The following is a 17,930-nucleotide window of genomic DNA, read 5'->3' on the forward strand; positions in this document are numbered from 1 at the left end:
CGAGTTAATCGCTGTTATCTGCTATTTTTGCAAATATCCACTTTATTTTTGAATGCACATTGATATTCATTACTTACCTTCCTTAGAATATTGCGCGTTGATCTTTTCGGAGACAAGTGTTTCCTTTGAGGTTTATGAAAATTTCCCCAAACAAACCTATCGTAACCGGAGCTATATTTTGGGGGCTAACGGGAAGGAATTGCTATCCGTGCCTGTCATTCATTCCAGTTCTGTCAAACAATTGACAAAAGATGTTCAAATTGATTATTCTCAAGATTGGATTCGTCGGCATCGAGGTGCGATTCAAGCTGCCTATGGAAAGGCTCCATTTTTTGAACATGTGGATCCATTTATCGAACAGATATTTGCGAAAAAAAGTAAATTTTTAGTAGATTTAAATATTCAATTTTTGAATACAATTGCGCGCTTTTTACAAAAAAAGCCCCAGTTTTCCTTCACAGATTCGTTTCAAGCGGGATGTGATGGTTCCTATTGGAATGTGATTGATTCTAAATCTGAATTTAGTAAGCGAAATATTTTCGAGGTTGTGCCTTACCGACAATGTTTTGGCACAGAATTTGTAGCTAATTTGTCCGTTTTGGATTTAATTATGAATTACGGAATTGAATCGCGTGAAATTTTAATGAAGAGTTTGAACAAATAAAGGCTTAGGTGCGTTTTGAATAATATTAATTAGGGAAATATGGAGGCTAAGTTTTCGAATAAGGTGAAGGAAGTGATTGCATTGGCTCGTGAAGAGGCATTGCGATTGGGGCATGATTATATTGGTACCGAGCATTTAATGTTGGGTATTATCCGAGACGGAGAAGGTCCAGGGATCGATTTGTTACTCAAATCAGGAGTTTCATTGGATCAGTTGCGCCAAAGTATTGAGCATTCGACGGCATCGACTAGTCGGTCTAGCTTCGATAAGCAAAGTATGTTAAACATTCCATTAACGAAACAGGCGGAGAAAGTTCTTCGTTTGACGTATTTGGAGGCAAAGTATTTCAAGACAAATTTAGTAGGCACCGAGCATTTGCTCATGGCCATTTTGCGCGACGAGGATAATGTTGCTACGCAGATTTTAGAAAAGTACCAGGTTCATTACGATTTGATTAAGGAAATGGTCGAATTTCAATCGAGCAATTCGCAAGAGAATTCACCAAAAGCTTCTTCGGATACGGATGATTCAGATGATGATAATCGTTTATTTGGAGGTGGAAATGCGGGTGGCGGAAGTGGTTCGAGTAGTTCTTCGACTGCGAAAGCGGGTGAGAAAAGCAAAACCCCTGTTTTGGATAACTTTGGCCGGGATTTAACTAAAATCGCGGAACAAGGTAAGTTAGATCCCATTGTGGGTCGTGAAAAGGAGATTGAGCGTGTTGCACAGATCCTTTCTCGTCGTAAAAAGAATAATCCGATTTTGATAGGGGAGCCGGGTGTGGGTAAAACTGCTATTGCGGAAGGCTTAGCTTTGCGTATCATTCAAAAGAAGGTTTCGCGTGTGCTTTTTGGCAAGCGTGTGGTCACTTTGGATATTGCTTCTTTGGTGGCGGGTACCAAATACCGCGGCCAGTTTGAGGAGCGTATGAAGGCGGTGATGAATGAATTAGAGAAATCGACGGATGTGATTTTATTCATCGATGAATTGCATACGATTGTAGGAGCGGGTGGTGCGTCCGGTTCATTGGATGCCTCAAATATGTTTAAACCAGCCTTGGCGCGTGGAGACATTCAAGTTATTGGAGCGACTACCTTGGATGAATATCGTCAGTACATCGAAAAGGATGGCGCATTAGCTCGTCGTTTCCAAACAGTCATGGTGGATGCTACTACGGTAGAGGAAACGATTGAGATTTTAAATAACATCAAGGACAAATACGAAGAGCATCATCATGTGATTTATACGGATGATTCTATTCAGTCGGCCGTTAAGCTGTCTGATCGCTATATTTCAGATCGTTTCTTGCCAGATAAGGCGATTGATGTGATGGATGAGGTGGGCGCTCGAGTGCACATTTCGAATATTCAGGTTCCTGCGGATATTGTGGCTTTGGAGAATCAGATTGAGATTGTGAAGAAGGAGAAGAATCAAGTGGTAAAGTCGCAGAAATATGAAGAAGCGGCGCAGTTACGTGATCGTGAGAAGAAGTTAATTGATCAGTTAGAAATCGCGAAGACCAATTGGGAGGAGGAATCTAAGAAGCAGAAATTCACGGTAACTGAGGAACATGTGGCCGAAGTAATTGCGCAGATGACGGGTATTCCGGTGAATCGTGTTGCTGCCAAAGAAGGCGAGAAATTGCTGCAAATGGAGGAGGAATTGACCAAACATGTGATTGGTCAGGGTGATGCAGTGAAGAAATTAGTGAAGGCCATTCAGCGGACACGTGTAGGTTTAAAAGATCCAAATAAACCGATTGGTTCGTTTATCTTCTTAGGCCCAACAGGTGTAGGTAAGACTGAGATGGCGAAGGTACTTGCTACTTATTTATTCGATAAGGAGGATTCTTTGGTTCGAATTGATATGAGTGAGTACATGGAGAAGTTTAGCGTTTCTCGTTTAGTGGGAGCGCCTCCGGGATATGTAGGTTATGAAGAAGGTGGTCAATTGACCGAGAAGGTTCGTCGGAAACCCTATTCCGTTGTCTTGTTGGATGAGATTGAAAAAGCGCATCCTGACGTCTTTAATTTATTGTTACAGGTGTTGGATGACGGTATCTTAACGGATGGTTTAGGCCGTCGGGTAGATTTCCGAAATACGATTATCATTATGACTTCCAATATCGGTGCTCGCGATTTGAAGGATTTTGGATCAGGGATTGGCTTCTCGACTAAATCACGTGTCGACAATATGGAAGAGCAGGCGAAAACGACCATTCAAAATGCATTGAAGAAAGCGTTTGCGCCAGAATTCATCAATCGTTTAGATGATATTATCGTGTTTAACTCGTTAGAGCGCACAGATTTACATAAGATTATCGATTTGATGTTGGTTAAATTGATGACACGTCTAAGTACCTTAGGCTTTGCTGTGGATTTAACGGAGAAGGCGAAAGATTTTATTGCCGACAAAGGTTACGATCCGCAATATGGGGCTCGTCCTTTAAATCGTGCGATTCAAAAATATTTAGAAGATCCATTGGCTGAGGAGATTTTGAAGGGGGAGTTAGCCGAAGGTGAGTATATCGAAGCAGATTTTGTGGCGGAGAGTGAGGTTTTAACATTGACAAGAAAGAAGAAATAATACAACCAAAAAACTATTTATTACATGCAATTAGTACAAGGAAAAGTCGTTTTAGTCACGGGTGCATCACGCGGAATTGGTCGGGCAATTGCCAATCAATTTGCACAGGCGGGTGCGAATGTTGCTTTTACGTATTTATCATCGGTGGAAAAGGGTGAGGCTTTAGTGAAAGAATTGGAGGCTCACGGTGTGAAAGCGAAGGGTTATCGTTCGGATGCATCGATGTTTGATGCCGCTGAGGAATTGGTTAATTCGGTCATTACGGATTTTGGACAGATTGATGTACTAATTAACAATGCTGGAATTACACGTGATGGTCTATTGATGCGTATGACAGAGGAGCAGTGGGATGAGGTGATTCGGGTAAACTTGAAATCGGTGTTTAATTTGACCAAGGCGGTGATTAAGCCCATGATGAAAGCTAAGGCGGGTTCAATCGTTAATATGACTTCGATTGTCGGGGTTAAAGGAAATGCAGGTCAAGCGAATTATGCGGCTTCTAAAGCGGGTATAATCGGTTTTACTAAATCGGTGGCGCTCGAATTGGGGTCTCGTAACATTCGTTGCAATGCGATTGCTCCAGGTTTTATTGAGACGGAAATGACGGGTGAGTTAAATGAGGCAACCGTGGAGGAATGGAAGAAATCGATTCCTTTGAAGCGGGGTGGTGAAGCAACAGAGGTAGCCAATGTCTGTTTGTTTTTAGGATCAGATTTGTCTTCTTACGTGACAGGTCAAACGATTCAAGTGGATGGAGGTTTATTAACTTAATATAGGTTATTTTATTTTTAAGGCCTCAATTATGCTTTGGCAAGATTGAGGCTTTTATTTTTATGCGGCGCTACATTATCATTTTGGCGAGTTTGTTGTTTTTTGCTTGTAAGCGAATTGAGCCTTTGCAAGGAACGATCGCGTCCTTTCAGAAACAATCGCCTCAAATTCAATCGAAGACAATCCGAATTGATTTTAAAGTGTCCTATGACAGCTTGTTTTCGCTTTTGGGGATTCAAAAAGGGGGTACACTCTATAATTCAGAGAAACAGCCTGGACTTGATTTTCCGCTCAAATTGGATTTGTTGAATAAACCGCAAATAAAAATGGGGAAAGCGGACTATTTGCAATTGGATTTACCGGTTCAAGTTGTAGCAAAACCCAATATTGCGGGGATAAATACGGGGTTGATTCAGGCCAAAGCGAATCTTCAATTGGAATTAAAATGGTTGTGGAAAGATATTAATCATCATCAAGTGGATGATGTTCGATTACGGTATTCTTGGTTGGCCAAACCGGAAATGCGAGTCTTAGGTTTCCCGATTGCTGTACAAGGTATTGTAGACCCCTTGATTCAAAAGAGCTTACCAGGCATTCAAACCAAAATAGGGGATCAGTTCAGTAAATTTCTTCAACCCGCTAATTTGAATCATATGATAAATCGCATACCGATGAATTATCCGAGTGAATGGGGTAATGTTGCTTTGGAGTCGGCAGATATCGACATGAAGGATATTACCTTAGCGGCTAATCATTTGCACGGGAATTTATTTGTTCGTACCGCGTTAACGATTAGTGATAATCCGGAAAATACTTCCCCGAATCGATGGGTAGAGCTTCATTCGAATGGAAAACAGTTACCTTTTCGTGTAGATTATTCTTATCAACGCCTAACTAAAATATTGGCTAGTTCGTTGAAAATAAAGGATGAGCAGGTATTTGTCGTTGCGGATTCGTCAACAGTTCATGTAAAACTATTAGGTTTATCGGGAGCTAAGTCAGCTGTGATGATTCGTTTAAGGCCATTGTTGTTGAAGGACGGCCAATTAGCCGCTTCATGGTCTTCCATTGAGCTCGAAGGTGTGCCTTACTATTTGCGTGGTTTTTTGAGAAGGAAAATTGAGAAGGGAATGCAATCTTTTGTTTGGTCTGCTGAATCAACAGTAAATAAATTGAATGATCATGTTTCTGGATTAAAATTATCAGATGCTAAGCTTTTAATTTCATCCCTATATTTTACCCAAACGGGTATTGGTTTACTTGGAGCCATTGAGGGGAATTGGGAGCTAAAAAAATAGTCGTAGATTTGTCTTGAGAAAATAAACCATCTTATCGCTTTTTTAAAGAGGAAAGTCCGAACAACAAAGAGCGCCGTGCTTCTTAACAGGAAGGGGAGCTGCTAGGTTCTACAGCGAGTGCCACAGAAAATTACCGCCTTTCGGGGTAAGGGTGAAAAGGTGGGGTAAGAGCCCACCGCTAATTTGGTGACAAATTAGGCATAGGTAAACCTCACGGGTTGCAAGATCAAATAGGCTGACTGTCGAAAGACAAAAGGGTTGCTCGTCCGATGTCAGTGGGTAGATTGCTCGAGCGAATGAGTAATCATTCGTCAAGATAAATGATAAGAGGGCATGTTTCATGCTTACAGAATTCGGCTTATCGGTTTATTTTCTCATTTTTCTTTTTGGTTTTCCCAACTAATAATCCTATTTTTGCAGACATTTTTATTAACCGAGGGACGGGATCCTTCACAAACCCATATATAATGGCTGTTAAAATTAGATTAGCGCGTCGTGGACGCAAGAAGTTAGCAATGTTCGATGTTGTTGTTGCAGATGCTCGTGCACCTCGTGACGGTAAATTCGTAGAGAAAATCGGAACATACAATCCTAACACCAATCCAGCAACAATCGTTTTGAATGAAAAACAAGCGATTCAATGGGTATTAAATGGTGCTCAACCAACTGATACAGCGCGTGCGGTACTTTCTTCGAAAGGTATTTTGTATGCGAAACACTTACAAGTAGGTGTATTGAAAGGTGCGTTGACACAAGAGCAAGCGGATGCTAAATTCGAAGCTTGGAAAGTAGAAAAAGCAAAGCAAGTAGAGGCAAGCAACAACAAATTAGCTCAATCAAAAGCAAAATCAAAAGCATCTCGTTTAGAGGCAGAGTCGAAAGTTTCTGCAGCGCGTGCTGAGGTTATTGCAGCGAAAAACAAAGCAGCTGATGAGGCAATCGTAGCAAGCGTAGTTGAGGCAATCAACGAAGCTGACGAAGAGGCAACAGGTGTTGAAGTCGAAGAGGTTGTAGCTGAAGAAGCTCCTGCAGTTGAAGAAGCTCCAGTTGCTGAAGAGGCTCCTGCAGTTGAAGAAGCTCCAGTTGCTGAAGAGGCTCCTGCTGCTGAAGCAGGTGAAGAAGCTGCTGCTGAATAATTATTCATTCATTTAAAGAATCATACAAATTTGTTTTTCAAGTTTGTATGATTTTTTTTTGTACCTATGGCAAAGACAGAATATTTTGAATTGGGATACCTTGCGAAGCCGCATGGATTAAAAGGTGCTTTTCATGTGTTTATGGATGTGGATGATCCTTATGAATACGAGGAATTGGATGCTGTGTTTGTCCAACAAGGTAATGAGATGGTTCCTTATTTTATTGAGGATTTACAGATTCGGGATAACTTGAATTTGATGACCTTGGAGGGTATTACGAATGTGGATGCAGCGAAGGAACTGGTGGGATCTCGTTTGTTTTTGCCTATTTCCATGCTTCCTAAACTAAATGATGATCAATTTTATTACCATGAAATTGTAGATTACCAAGTAAATGATCGTAACCTAGGACCTTTAGGAACAGTGAAGGAAGTTTATTCTACTGGAGCCCAAGATGTTATTATTATGATTTATAAAGGCATTGAGGTATTAATTCCGTTGACGGATGAGATTGTTCCTCAGGTGGATAAGAAAAAGAAAGAAATTATCACCCAATTGCCTGATGGACTTTTGGATGTTTATATGAATGAATCCTATGATGCGGATTGATATAATTTCAGTGGTTCCGAATTTGATGTCGAGCTTTTTTGAGCATTCGATTTGTGCACGGGCGGCCAAAGCGGGATTGGTTGAAGTTGTTTTACATGATTTACATGATTTTTCGACGAAGAAACACAAGCAAGTAGATGATTATCCGTTTGGAGGCGGGGCTGGCATGGTGATTGCAATTGAGCCATTAACGCGTTGCTTGGATCAATTGAAGTCGGAGCGGAATTACGACGAAATCATATTTTTTTCACCTGATGGGATTGTATTGAAGCAAGGCATGGCGAATCAACTAAGCCTTTGTGGAAATATGATTTTTATTTGTGGGCACTACAAGGGTATTGATGAGCGTGTTCGTGAAAAATATGTGACCAAAGAGATATCCATCGGAGATTATGTCTTATCGGGTGGAGAGTTAGCAGCAGCAGTGACAGCAGATGCGATTATTCGGTTAATTCCGGGTGCCATTGGAGATGAAAGTTCGGCTTTGACGGATTCGTTTCAAGACGGTTTATTAGCTCCTCCGGTATATACACGTCCTGCCTCATTTGAAGGTATGGATGTTCCTGAAATATTACGTTCGGGGAATGATAAATTAATTGAAGCTTGGCGACATGAACAAGCGGTGAAAAGAACCATGGCTCGTCGGCCGGATTTATTAAATGAATAACACAAAAGCCATCAGCCCCCGTGTCATAATTTCTTTGGGATTATTGTATCTGATTTGGGGTTCTACGTTTTTGAGTGTTCGTATTTTATTGGATTATCTTCCGCCATTAGTCATTACTTATTCCCGTAATTTTACCGCGGGTTTTCTTCTATTGATTTGGTCGATATTGGGAGGGCATTGGCAAAAAATGTCTACCAAACATTGGCGTGTTCATCTACAAGCTGGGGTTTTCTTGATTTCATTAGGTAATGGTTTCATGTCCTTAGCGGGTTCGATTGTGCCATCTGGATTTTCATCCGTTTTTATGGCCTTGGGTCCTAGTTTATTAGTCCTGTTCTTTTGGTTAGATGGTCGTAAACCCTCGTTGCGCAAATTGACGGGTACATTTTTAGGACTTATCGGAATTCTTGTTCTTATGTCACAAAAGTCCTTAGCCATTCATGGCCGTGAACAAGAATTTTTGCAAGGTATCGGGTATTTATCGGTCGCAGTTATTGCATGGAATATTGGTGTTTTTCGCGTTCAGGTAACGTTGGCAAACACTTATCATTTTACACAGGTTTGTGCGATTCAAATGTTGTTTGGTGGACTCGTCGTATTTATTTTCAGTACATTCCGAGGGGATTTGTCACTTATCGAATTTAGTGCTTTACCCACGAAAGCTTATGCGGTATTTGCTTATTTAGCCTTAATTGGATCTATGTTTGGGTTTTCACTCTTTGGTTATTTGTCCAAGGCATGCGATGCAACCTTGGTGTCGACGTATACGTATGTTAATCCGATAATTGCTTTATATTTGGGTAATTTGATTTTGGATGAACCCTTACAGCCCATCCTATTAATTGCTAGTTTTTTGATTTTATTTGCAGTGGTGTTGATATCGACCGATAAGCAAAAAAGTTAAACCGTATGAAAAATATAATCCTCATTGTTCTCATGATCGTAAGCATATCGACGAATGGGCAAGTATCACAACCCTTGTATGCCGGTTCTATTCCAAATTATATTCCAGGTCCCAATAATCAAAATGAAGCTGTGACTGGCGGAATTCTTCGGATTGCTAACGTCACGGAACCTCGGTACACTTTTTATCCATCTAAGGCAATGACCGCGGTTAATATGCCCTTGGTTATCATTTTTCCAGGTGGTGGTTACCGAATTTTGGCGGCTTCGCATGAGGGGAGTGATGTCGCTAAAAAATTAAATGAGATTGGAGTGCATTCCATGGTGGTCCATTACCGTTTGCCGGATAGTACAAGACAGGAGGATATGAAGTATGCGCCTTTGCAGGATGCCCAACAAGCGATTCGGGTGGCGCGCCAACAAGCAGCTGGGTGGAATGTGGACGTTAATAAGATTGGTGTGATGGGTTTTTCTGCTGGTGGGCACTTAGCGGCTTCGGCAGCGACACACTTTGATGTGGATTACACGAAGCAAAATGATGGCATTAATTTACGTCCTGATTTTCAAATTCTTATTTATCCGGTGATAACGTTTAGGTCTTATACGCATCAAGGGTCTGTCAATAGTTTATTGGGCAAAAATAAATCAGAAGATTTATTGAGATTATTCTCCAATGAGGAGCAGGTGAATGCTTTAACGCCACGTGCATTTTTGGTGCATGCCTCGGATGACAAAGCTGTTCCTTTGTCCAATTCCTTGAATTTTGCAGCGGCTTTGGCAAATTACAATGTCCCTGTTGATTTACATGTCATGGCCAAAGGGGGCCATGGTTTCGGGATGAACAACAAGACGACCGAAGAAAATTGGTTTGACCGATTAACGACTTGGTTTAAGACATTCTAAGTCTTTTTTTTCATCAAGAAATAGAATGGAATTCCGGTCAGCACGATAAGAAGTCCGTAAACTGAGGTTTCCGTTTTCGTATAGAGTAAATTCACGGAAATCAAGACTAGCAATATTAAGTAGGAGCTAAAAAGAAGTTTATCCTTCAAGGCTAATTCTTCTTGCATGATGCGTTTATTGAAAACAGCCAATACCGTCAGAAAGTAAAATAATAAAATCGCGAAGACGGTAAAATCTAGGAGTTTATTGTAAGAGCCAGAGAAGCACAATAAAATCGCCCAAATTCCTTGTATGATCAATGAATAGGCTGGAGCATTATTCTTATTTACTTGCGCCGCTTGTTTAAAAAATAATTTGTCGTGAGCCATCGCCTCAAATAGCCGGCCACCCGCTAAGATAATTCCGTTATTGCAACCGAAAGTCGAAATCATAATTAATACGGCCATAACCAACGCCCCTACATTTCCTAAAACAGTCTGCAAGGCAGCTGAGCCCAAGCGATCTTGGCTAGCAAACATAATTCCTCTTAAATAGCTTGTTGAGCCATTGGGGTCACCTTGTAAGGGTAGAATCCCTAGGTATGCTATGTTTGTTAATACATACAATCCACAAACCAAAGCCGAACCATAGACCAAACCTTTTGCTATGGTTTTCTGCGGATGTTCAAAGTCTTGACTAGCAAATGTAACATTGTTCCATGCTGAGGATGAAAACAAAGGTCCTATCATGGCTGCCCCAAAGAGGCTTAACAACGTGGGTGTGGAAACGATTTCTACTTGTTGGGTTATTGGGTTGATTGTATTTCCCTCCGCAAAGAAATTGTTAAAGTGTATCCACTCGTTGCTGATACCTACATATAACCCAATTATTACAATGAGTAAGATGGCTCCAATTTTCGTTACTGTAAATACATTTTGAATGATGGCGGCAAAAGAAATCCCTTTTAAGTTGGCCCCAGTCAATATGACAATCAACAGTGCCGCAAGGATTTGTTGGCTCGTAATGTATTCTCCCAGCAACGGAATCTCATTGATTAGTTCGGGCCAAATGAATCCAGCGTATTTGGCAAAAGCTACAGCGACGGCTGCAATGGTACCTGTCTGAATAACGAGGAAGGTTGTCCAACCAAAAAGAAATCCTACCAAGGGATTATAGCTTTCCTTTAGGTAGATGTATTGACCTCCGGTGGCAGGAAACTTACTTGATAGCTTACCATAGGCATAGGCGCCGGTTACGGTTAAGAAACTCGTTAAAAGCCAGGTGCTAATCCACCAAATTGGGGAGCTTAGTGATCGGCCAACTTCAGAACTGACTAAGAATATTCCCGAACCAATCATCGAACCCATTACAAGCAGGGTTGCATCCGTGGTATTTAATTTCTTTTGCATAGAGGTTTTGTGCTAATAATACAATTGCTTGAATTCTTTACATTTTTCAAAGTTGCACATATTTTGTTCAGTATTTCAGGGTCATTTTGAAAAAAGTAAAAATGTAATCGTTTCCGTAATCGTTTACGGAAAAAAATTAAATAAAATCATTGAATTTTAATAAATGCCTTGTCTATATTAGGAAAGGTTCGTTGGTGTACAGCTCTCCAAAAAACTAGAATTAATCGAAAAGTGCAAATCTAAGATGATGAGTAAAAAAGTAATTATTGATGAAGTAGCCATTTGGGATCAGTTTCGTTCGGGAGACCAAAAGGCATTTACTGAATTGTACCAGCATTTTGTACAGCCATTGTATTCTTATTCGATGGGAGTAACGAGTGATAAAGAATTGATTAAGGATTGTTTGCATGACTTATTTGTGGAATTATGGCGAAATCATGCGACTATAGGACCTACGACAAGTGTTAAGTTCTACTTGATGGCTTCTATAAAACGTAAATTGGTTCGCCATTTAGAAACACAAATGAAAAATCATCTACATCATACGAATTACATGCTCGATTTTTCCGAAGCTGATTATTCTCAAGAATCTATATTAATTAAGTATGAAGATGAAATTCGTACGAATAAGCAGCTAGCGAATTGTTTAAATATGTTGTCAAAGCGTCAGCGGGAAGCTATATCGCTTCGTTTTTTCCAAAATATGGATACGGATCAAATATCAGATTCGATGAAAATTAACCCTCAGTCTGTATATAATTTGATCTTTGGTGCATTACGTGTCATGAAAGATGGTTTGACGAGGGAACGAGCAATTGCCTAAAAATTGGACAATTAATATTTTATTTTGAGTAAATTTTAGTTCTGTGTGGCTTTATAGGGTTAAAGAAAGCTAGCAGGGATGCATAAAAATATCAAAAACAAGTTTGGATTGCGGTATAAAAGCCGTAAACGTTTATTTAACTTGATTTTAAAGAGACTCTCACAGAAGAACTGGTTGCTTCTACGAGATACAAATAACCATTTTGACCAGCTAACTCATGATGAATGCGAAGCGTTATGGGTTAAGATTAACTTTACTTTGCAAACCTTAAACTAAAAATTTTCATACCTATGAGAAAACAATTACTTTCTAAGGTTCTTTTTAGCATGTTTTTTGTGCTAATGGGAATTCAAATGCTTGCTCAGGACCGAACGGTGACTGGACGAGTGACTGCCTCTGACGATGGATCAGGTATTCCAGGGGCAAGTATTGCTGTTAAAGGTACTACGAAGGGTACATCGACGGACGCAGACGGAAACTACAAGATTACAGTTTCAGGTTCTGCTGTTTTGACATTTTCTTCGGTAGGTTTTAACTCTCAAGATGTAACAGTTGGTAACAAATCACAAATTAATATTGCTTTAGCAGCTGACACAAAGGCCTTAACTGAAGTAGTTGTTGTGGGTTATGGTACACAAAAGAAAAGCCAGTTGACTGGTGCGATTTCTTCTGTTACATCCAAGCAGATTACGGAGATGCCTATTACCAACTTAGGTCAAGCGATGCAAGGTCGTGTGGCTGGTGTTGACGTAGCGCAATCAGGTTCTAAGCCAGGTACGGTGCCAAGAGTTTTGATTCGTGGTCGTCGTTCATTCAACGCAGGAAACGATCCTTTATATGTTGTTGATGGTATTCCATTATCATCAGGCTATGAGGATATGAACCCGAATGATGTGGCTTCCATGGAAATCTTGAAGGATGCGACAGCAACTGCTATTTATGGTGCACGTGGTGCGAATGGTGTTGTATTGATTACAACAAAACGTGGATCGAAAGAAGGCAAGACTGTTATCTCATATGATTCCTATGTGGGTTCTACGCAGACATTAGATAAAATTCAGTTGTTTACGGGTGCTGAATACGCGGAAATGAAGCGTGAATCTCGTCGTACGATTGGAACTTACAAAGATGCGAATGGCAATGTTGTTCCAACGGGCGTAATTGATGCGTTTGCAGATTCTAAGTTGTTTACTGCGATCGAATTAGATGGTATTGCGAAAGGTCGCACGACAGATTACCAAGATTTAATGGTAAAGAAGGGTATCCAACAAAATCATGCGATTGGTGTTCAAGGTGGAAACGATAAAACGCAATTCTCTATCAATGCGGGATATTTCCAAGATAAAGGTATTATCGAAGGATTAGATTTTACGCGTTATTCTTTACGTGTGAATGTGGATCATCAAGTAAATAAGGTTTTAAAAGTAGGTATTTCGTCTTACGGAATGTATTCCCTAACAAATGGTGCGAACTTAAACCCTTATGGATTCTTGTTGAGTCAAAACCCGTTAGCTCGTGCATTTGATGATGCAGGGAATTTGATTTTCCAACAAACGGATGATGCCTTATTGACCAACCCATTGAATGAGATAGTTCCAGGGGCAAAAGTGGATGAGACCAAGAAACATCGTATTTTTAATTCGATTTATGCTGAATTACAGTTAACAAAGGACTTGAAATACCGTGTTAACTTTGGGCCAGATTTTACGATTTCTCGCAACGGCCAGTTTAACGGTGCGCTTACAAATGCAATTAAAGGAGGTTTCCCTACGGCAACAACGGATAATCGTTTTGGATTTAACTATACGTTGGAGAATATCTTAACTTATAACAAGCAAATCAAAAATCACAATTTTGGTATTACCGCTTTACAGTCTATGCAACGCGATAATTTTGAACAATTTACGCAGAGTGTAATGGGTGTACCGGTCGAGACGCAGAAGTTTTTCAACTTAGGTAATGCATCTTCCATTCAAGGTATTGGTTCAAACCTAATTCAATGGACGATTGCTTCTTATATGGCTCGTTTGAACTATGATTACAAAGGAAAGTACTTGTTAACAGTAACTGCTCGTCGTGATGGTTCGTCTCGTTTTGGTGAGAACACGAAATGGGGTAACTTCCCAGGGGTAGCCTTGGGTTGGAATGTACACCAAGAGAATTTCATGAAAAGCTTAACTTGGATTGATGAATTGAAGTTACGTGCTTCTATGGCGCAAGTAGGTAACCAAGGTCTTTCTCCTTACCAAACACAAGGTTTGATGGGGCGTACCTCTTATGCTTGGAATAACAATGCTGCGTATGGATATCGTCCAAACACCATTGGTAATGCGGATTTGAAGTGGGAAACATCTACTTCGAGAAACATTGGTGCTGACTTTAGCTTATGGAGAGGAAAGGTTTCAGGTTCATTAGAATACTATCAAACCAATACAACAGATCTTCTTTTGTCGGATCAATTACCTACCTCAACAGGTTTTGCTGCCGTTACGCGTAACGTAGGAGAAACGAAGAATACAGGTGTGGAGTTATCATTATCGACAATTAACGTAGATGCGGAGAATGGATTTAAATGGTCTACTGACTTCATGTTCTATAAGAATACAGAGCAGATTGTTTCATTGTACAATGGAGCAAAGGATGACGTAGGTAACCGTTGGTTCATTGGTAAACCATTGAATTCATACTTCGATTATCAATATGCGGGTATTTGGCAAGTTGCTGAAGCAGCCGAGGCGAAGGCTAAAGGTTTCTCAGTAGGTCAAATTAAAGTAGCGGATACGAATGGTGATGGTAAGATTGCTGCAGATGACCGTGTGTTATTAGGTTCTGACGTTCCAGCTTGGACAGGTGGTATTACAAATCGTTTTTCTTACAAGGGATTTGATTTATCATTCTTTATCTTCACACGTCAAGGACAGAAGATTGTTTCTCGTTTCCACCAGAACTCTAACTACTTACAAGGTCGTTACAACCAAATTAAGGTAGACTACTGGACTCCAAACAATCCAAATGCATATTATCCACGTCCGAACTTTAACCAAGAATTTCCAGCATACAATACAGCAATTATGTATTTTGATGGTTCATTCATTAAGGTTCGTAACATTAACTTCGGTTACACGTTCCCTGCGAAAACAGCTCAGAAGTTAGGTTTATCATCGTTGCGTTTATATGCAAGTATTCAGCAACCATTTATCTTCTCGAAATATCGTAGCAAGGAAAATGGGGTTGATCCAGAAACTTCCAATGGTAACGTTGATAACAACGTAACTCCAGCGACTCAAGTTTCTACATTTGGTTTAAATATTAAATTTTAATCTCCGAAATAATGAAAAGTTTATATATCAAAAATTCACTTAAAACGTTAGGTCTTGCCTCAGCGATTATGCTAGGTACTGCCTCTTGTAGTGACTTATTAAAGGAGACAGTAGTATCTTCCATTAGTAATGACTACATCGCTACGACGCCAGGATTTATTGCGGCGACTAATGCGGCTTATACACCTCTTCGTTCATTTTATGCCACGGAACGTGGTTTAACCATGTCTGAGTACGGAACAGATATTTATTCAGCAGGAGCGGATGGTTCATTTAAAGGTTTTCACTTTTATGATTCTCAATTAACTTCCTCGGTATCTATTTTAGCTGAATTGTGGGATGAGACGTATAGGGGTATCAATACCATCAATGCAGTTATCGACCGCGCTCCGGCTGTAACGGGTATTTCAGATGCTGTTAAGAATCAGCGTGTGGCTGAGATGAAGTATTTGCGTGCGCATTATTACTTTATTTTGGTTCAACAGTTTGGTCCTTTGGATTTGCGTTTGAAAGAAACAACAGGTCCTACAAAAACGGCTACTCGTGCTACTGAGCAGGCAGTTTATAAGCAAATTGAGGCTGATTTATTAGCAGCAATTCCAGCTTTAGAGAACAAGAAGGCTTCTTCAGATTATGGCCGTGCAACGAAAGCTGCTGCTGAGAACTTGTTAGCAAAAGTTTATTTGACTCGTGCCTCATCGAAGTTTGCTGAGGCGACGGATTACGCGAATGCTGCTACTTTGTGTAACAACGTAATCAATAACTATGGCTTCAAATTATTAGCTGATTTCGATCAAGTATTTGATCAGGCCAACCAATTAAATGATGAGGTAGTTTTTGCTGTACAATATACTTCAGATCCATTAACAAATGGTTTTGTTGATAATCAAGGGAACAAGCTTCACTTGTATTTTGGTATGCAATACGATACTCAACCGGGTATGCAACGTGACGTAGTGAATGGTCGTCCATTCAAGCGTTTGAAGCCGACTCCTTATTTGTTGAATACTGTATTTGCTGATCGTGTAAATGATACACGCTACAAGAAGACGTTCAAGGATACTTGGTTGTCTAACAAGCCGGGTACATATAACACGACTTTTGATGGTTCAAAAGCTACCGTAACTTACAAGGCTGGTGATACGACAATCTTTATTCCAGGATATGAGATGTCTTTGGAAGAGCGTAAGGCCAAGAAATACCAAGTTTTGGTACCAAGTTTATACAACTTTGCTTTGTTCCCTACCTTGAAAAAATTCTTCGATCCACTTCGTCCAGATATGACGTATGAGAACGGTAGCCGTGACTTTTTTGTTCATCGTTTAGCGGATACCTATTTGATGTTGGCTGAAGCTCAATTCAAATTAGGTAAGCAAGCTGAGGCTGTTGCAGCAATCAATGCGGTTCGTGTTCGTGCAGCTGCAGCAGGAAAAGCTGAAAACATGAAAGTTACTTCGGTAGACATGAACTTGATTATGGAAGAACGTGCTCGTGAGCTTGCTGGTGAGCAAACACGTTGGATGGACTTGAAGCGTTGGGGTAATTTAGTTGAGCGTGTGAAGTTGTATAACTCAGATGCTGCGACAAATGTACGTGACATTCACTATGTCCGTCCAATTCCTCAAAAACAAGTTGACCTATCTGAAAACGGTGGTTTCCCACAAAACGCAGGTTACTAGTTAACATTTGATTTCTTTATTTTGTAATAATTCCGGAGAATCTTTCTCCGGAATTTTACTTTAAACACCTTACTATGAAGCGTATTTTTGTTTTGTTATTTTCATGCTTGTCCTTTACTGGTTTTTCGCAAGAACCCGTTTCTTTCGTAAAGAAATCGGATAAAGTAGATGTGTTAGTAGGAGGGAAGTATTTTACATCCTATTTTTTTCCCGCCGAAAGTCAATTGAAAAAAGCGGTTCTTTTTCCCATTTTATCTGCTCAGGGGACAGTAATTACGCGTGGATATCCAATGGCACCTCGACCGGGTGAGCGCGTTGATCACCCGCATCACGTGGGTATGTGGTTAAATTATGAAGATGTGAATGGCTATGATTATTGGAATAATTCGAATAATATCGTTGAGTCTTTAAAATCACATAAAATGGGTACCATTCGACATGAAAGTGTTGGGAAAATGGTCCCAGGACTCAATGGTTCACTTGCTGTAACAGCATCTTGGATTGATGAAGATGGAAAAGGGAAGAAGGTGTTGGATGAATCCACATCTTATGTTTTTTCGGGTTCCAAGGATATTCGTATTATCGATCGAATCACTACGTTGAAGGCTGTTTCAGATATTGTTACTTTCAAAGACGTTAAAGATGGTATGTTTGCGATTCGCGTAGCTCGTCAATTAGAAATTCCGTCTAATAAGCCTGATGTTTTTACAGATGCGCATGGTGTGGAGACAAAGGTGCCTGTCATGGATAATACGGGTGTTACAGGTAATTACATCAGTAGTGAAGGTGTTCAGGGAGAAGCAGTCTGGAGTACACGTGCGAAATGGATGAATTTAACTGGTAAAATGGATAATCATTCGATTAATGTGGCTATTTTGGATCATCCCTCCAATGTGACCTATCCAAGTTATTGGCATGCCCGTGGGTATGGATTATTTGCAATTAACCCCTTGGGACTTTCCGTATTTAGCAATGGTAAAGCCTCTCTAAATTATACCTTAAAGAAAGGGGAGTCGGTAACTTTTCGTTATCGGACAATTATTGCCGACCGTGATATGACTAAAGAAGAGTTAGATACCGCGCAAGCTAAATTTGCAAGTGAGGTTAAATAATTCGTAATTAAGGAAAATACTTGTATTTTTGTAGAGTATTGGGGCCATTCGTGGCCCTATTTTCTTTCTAC

Annotated in this window: 14 protein-coding genes and 1 other RNA gene; 14 read left to right on the top strand and 1 reads right to left on the bottom strand. The window is 40.2% G+C overall.

Annotated elements, in window-relative coordinates:
• Positions 1-52: 52 nt before the first annotated feature.
• From ACMH5P_RS01415 to ACMH5P_RS01460, 10 genes are all read left to right on the top strand, one after another.
• Complete coding sequence (locus ACMH5P_RS01415; protein ID WP_459492532.1) at positions 53-664, top strand: WbqC family protein; 612 nt, start codon at positions 53-55, stop codon at positions 662-664.
• A gap of 39 nt (positions 665-703) precedes the next feature.
• Positions 704-3,250: an ATP-dependent Clp protease ATP-binding subunit gene (locus tag ACMH5P_RS01420; protein ID WP_459492533.1), complete on the top strand. Its 2,547-nt coding sequence runs from the start codon at positions 704-706 to the stop codon at positions 3,248-3,250.
• A 24-nt stretch (positions 3,251-3,274) separates the two neighbouring features.
• Positions 3,275-4,021, top strand: a complete 747-nt coding sequence (gene fabG / locus ACMH5P_RS01425; protein ID WP_459492534.1) for a 3-oxoacyl-[acyl-carrier-protein] reductase — start codon at positions 3,275-3,277, stop codon at positions 4,019-4,021.
• A gap of 62 nt (positions 4,022-4,083) precedes the next feature.
• Positions 4,084-5,319 carry a DUF4403 family protein gene (locus tag ACMH5P_RS01430; RefSeq protein ID WP_459492535.1) on the top strand — a complete coding sequence of 412 codons (1,236 nt, stop codon included), beginning with the start codon at positions 4,084-4,086 and terminating at the stop codon, positions 5,317-5,319.
• An 18-nt stretch (positions 5,320-5,337) separates the two neighbouring features.
• Positions 5,338-5,696, top strand: an RNA gene (gene rnpB, locus ACMH5P_RS01435) — RNase P RNA component class A.
• A gap of 90 nt (positions 5,697-5,786) precedes the next feature.
• Entirely contained in the window at positions 5,787-6,455 is a 669-nt protein-coding gene (locus tag ACMH5P_RS01440; RefSeq protein ID WP_459492536.1) for a 30S ribosomal protein S16, read from the top strand.
• A 66-nt stretch (positions 6,456-6,521) separates the two neighbouring features.
• Entirely contained in the window at positions 6,522-7,064 is a 543-nt protein-coding gene (rimM, locus tag ACMH5P_RS01445) for a ribosome maturation factor RimM (protein ID WP_459492537.1), read from the top strand.
• On the top strand, positions 7,054-7,731 hold the full coding sequence (gene trmD, locus ACMH5P_RS01450; protein WP_459492986.1) for a tRNA (guanosine(37)-N1)-methyltransferase TrmD: 678 nt from the start codon (positions 7,054-7,056) through the stop codon (positions 7,729-7,731). The genes rimM and trmD overlap by 11 nt, the downstream gene beginning before the upstream one ends.
• Positions 7,724-8,635 (top strand): EamA family transporter, encoded by a 912-nt coding sequence (locus ACMH5P_RS01455; protein ID WP_459492538.1) that lies wholly within the window; start codon positions 7,724-7,726, stop codon positions 8,633-8,635. Before trmD ends, ACMH5P_RS01455 begins: the two co-directional genes overlap by 8 nt.
• Before the next feature lie 5 nt (positions 8,636-8,640).
• Entirely contained in the window at positions 8,641-9,537 is an 897-nt protein-coding gene (locus tag ACMH5P_RS01460; RefSeq protein WP_459492539.1) for an alpha/beta hydrolase, read from the top strand.
• Here the strand turns inward: ACMH5P_RS01460 and ACMH5P_RS01465 are convergent.
• The gene (locus ACMH5P_RS01465; RefSeq protein WP_459492540.1) at positions 9,534-10,925 is read right to left on the bottom strand and encodes an APC family permease; all 1,392 of its coding nucleotides are present in this window, start codon (positions 10,923-10,925) and stop codon (positions 9,534-9,536) included. The two genes, ACMH5P_RS01460 and ACMH5P_RS01465, sit on opposite strands and share 4 nt — an antisense overlap.
• Positions 10,926-11,172: 247 nt before the next feature.
• On the opposite strand from ACMH5P_RS01465, the gene ACMH5P_RS01470 reads away from it, so the two are divergent.
• The 4 genes from ACMH5P_RS01470 to ACMH5P_RS01485 all read left to right on the top strand — a co-directional run bounded on the left by ACMH5P_RS01470 (position 11,173) and on the right by ACMH5P_RS01485 (position 17,859).
• The gene (locus ACMH5P_RS01470) at positions 11,173-11,748 is read left to right on the top strand and encodes an RNA polymerase sigma factor (RefSeq protein WP_459492541.1); all 576 of its coding nucleotides are present in this window, start codon (positions 11,173-11,175) and stop codon (positions 11,746-11,748) included.
• A 326-nt stretch (positions 11,749-12,074) separates the two neighbouring features.
• Positions 12,075-15,068: a SusC/RagA family TonB-linked outer membrane protein gene (locus ACMH5P_RS01475; protein ID WP_459492987.1), complete on the top strand. Its 2,994-nt coding sequence runs from the start codon at positions 12,075-12,077 to the stop codon at positions 15,066-15,068.
• 11 nt (positions 15,069-15,079) lie between these two features.
• Complete coding sequence (locus ACMH5P_RS01480; RefSeq protein ID WP_459492542.1) at positions 15,080-16,747, top strand: RagB/SusD family nutrient uptake outer membrane protein; 1,668 nt, start codon at positions 15,080-15,082, stop codon at positions 16,745-16,747.
• A gap of 74 nt (positions 16,748-16,821) precedes the next feature.
• Entirely contained in the window at positions 16,822-17,859 is a 1,038-nt protein-coding gene (locus ACMH5P_RS01485; RefSeq protein ID WP_459492543.1) for a DUF6807 domain-containing protein, read from the top strand.
• Positions 17,860-17,930 lie beyond the last annotated feature (71 nt).

Source organism: Aquirufa sp. 5-AUSEE-100C1 (assembly GCF_054558655.1).

Bases quoted from the DNA above. Each gene is read 5' to 3' on its own strand.
- ACMH5P_RS01475 (WP_459492987.1), top strand. From the start codon at position 12,075: ATGTTTTTTGTGCTAATGGGAATTCAAATGCTTGCTCAGGACCGAACG.
- ACMH5P_RS01460 (WP_459492539.1), top strand. From the start codon at position 8,641: ATGAAAAATATAATCCTCATTGTTCTCATGATCGTAAGCATATCGACG.
- ACMH5P_RS01440 (WP_459492536.1), top strand. From the start codon at position 5,787: ATGGCTGTTAAAATTAGATTAGCGCGTCGTGGACGCAAGAAGTTAGCA.
- ACMH5P_RS01465 (WP_459492540.1), bottom strand. From the start codon at position 10,925: ATGCAAAAGAAATTAAATACCACGGATGCAACCCTGCTTGTAATGGGT.
- ACMH5P_RS01455 (WP_459492538.1), top strand. From the start codon at position 7,724: ATGAATAACACAAAAGCCATCAGCCCCCGTGTCATAATTTCTTTGGGA.
- fabG (WP_459492534.1), top strand. From the start codon at position 3,275: ATGCAATTAGTACAAGGAAAAGTCGTTTTAGTCACGGGTGCATCACGC.
- ACMH5P_RS01430 (WP_459492535.1), top strand. From the start codon at position 4,084: ATGCGGCGCTACATTATCATTTTGGCGAGTTTGTTGTTTTTTGCTTGT.
- rimM (WP_459492537.1), top strand. From the start codon at position 6,522: ATGGCAAAGACAGAATATTTTGAATTGGGATACCTTGCGAAGCCGCAT.
- ACMH5P_RS01415 (WP_459492532.1), top strand. From the start codon at position 53: ATGCACATTGATATTCATTACTTACCTTCCTTAGAATATTGCGCGTTG.
- ACMH5P_RS01480 (WP_459492542.1), top strand. From the start codon at position 15,080: ATGAAAAGTTTATATATCAAAAATTCACTTAAAACGTTAGGTCTTGCC.
- trmD (WP_459492986.1), top strand. From the start codon at position 7,054: ATGCGGATTGATATAATTTCAGTGGTTCCGAATTTGATGTCGAGCTTT.
- ACMH5P_RS01470 (WP_459492541.1), top strand. From the start codon at position 11,173: ATGAGTAAAAAAGTAATTATTGATGAAGTAGCCATTTGGGATCAGTTT.
- ACMH5P_RS01420 (WP_459492533.1), top strand. From the start codon at position 704: ATGGAGGCTAAGTTTTCGAATAAGGTGAAGGAAGTGATTGCATTGGCT.
- ACMH5P_RS01485 (WP_459492543.1), top strand. From the start codon at position 16,822: ATGAAGCGTATTTTTGTTTTGTTATTTTCATGCTTGTCCTTTACTGGT.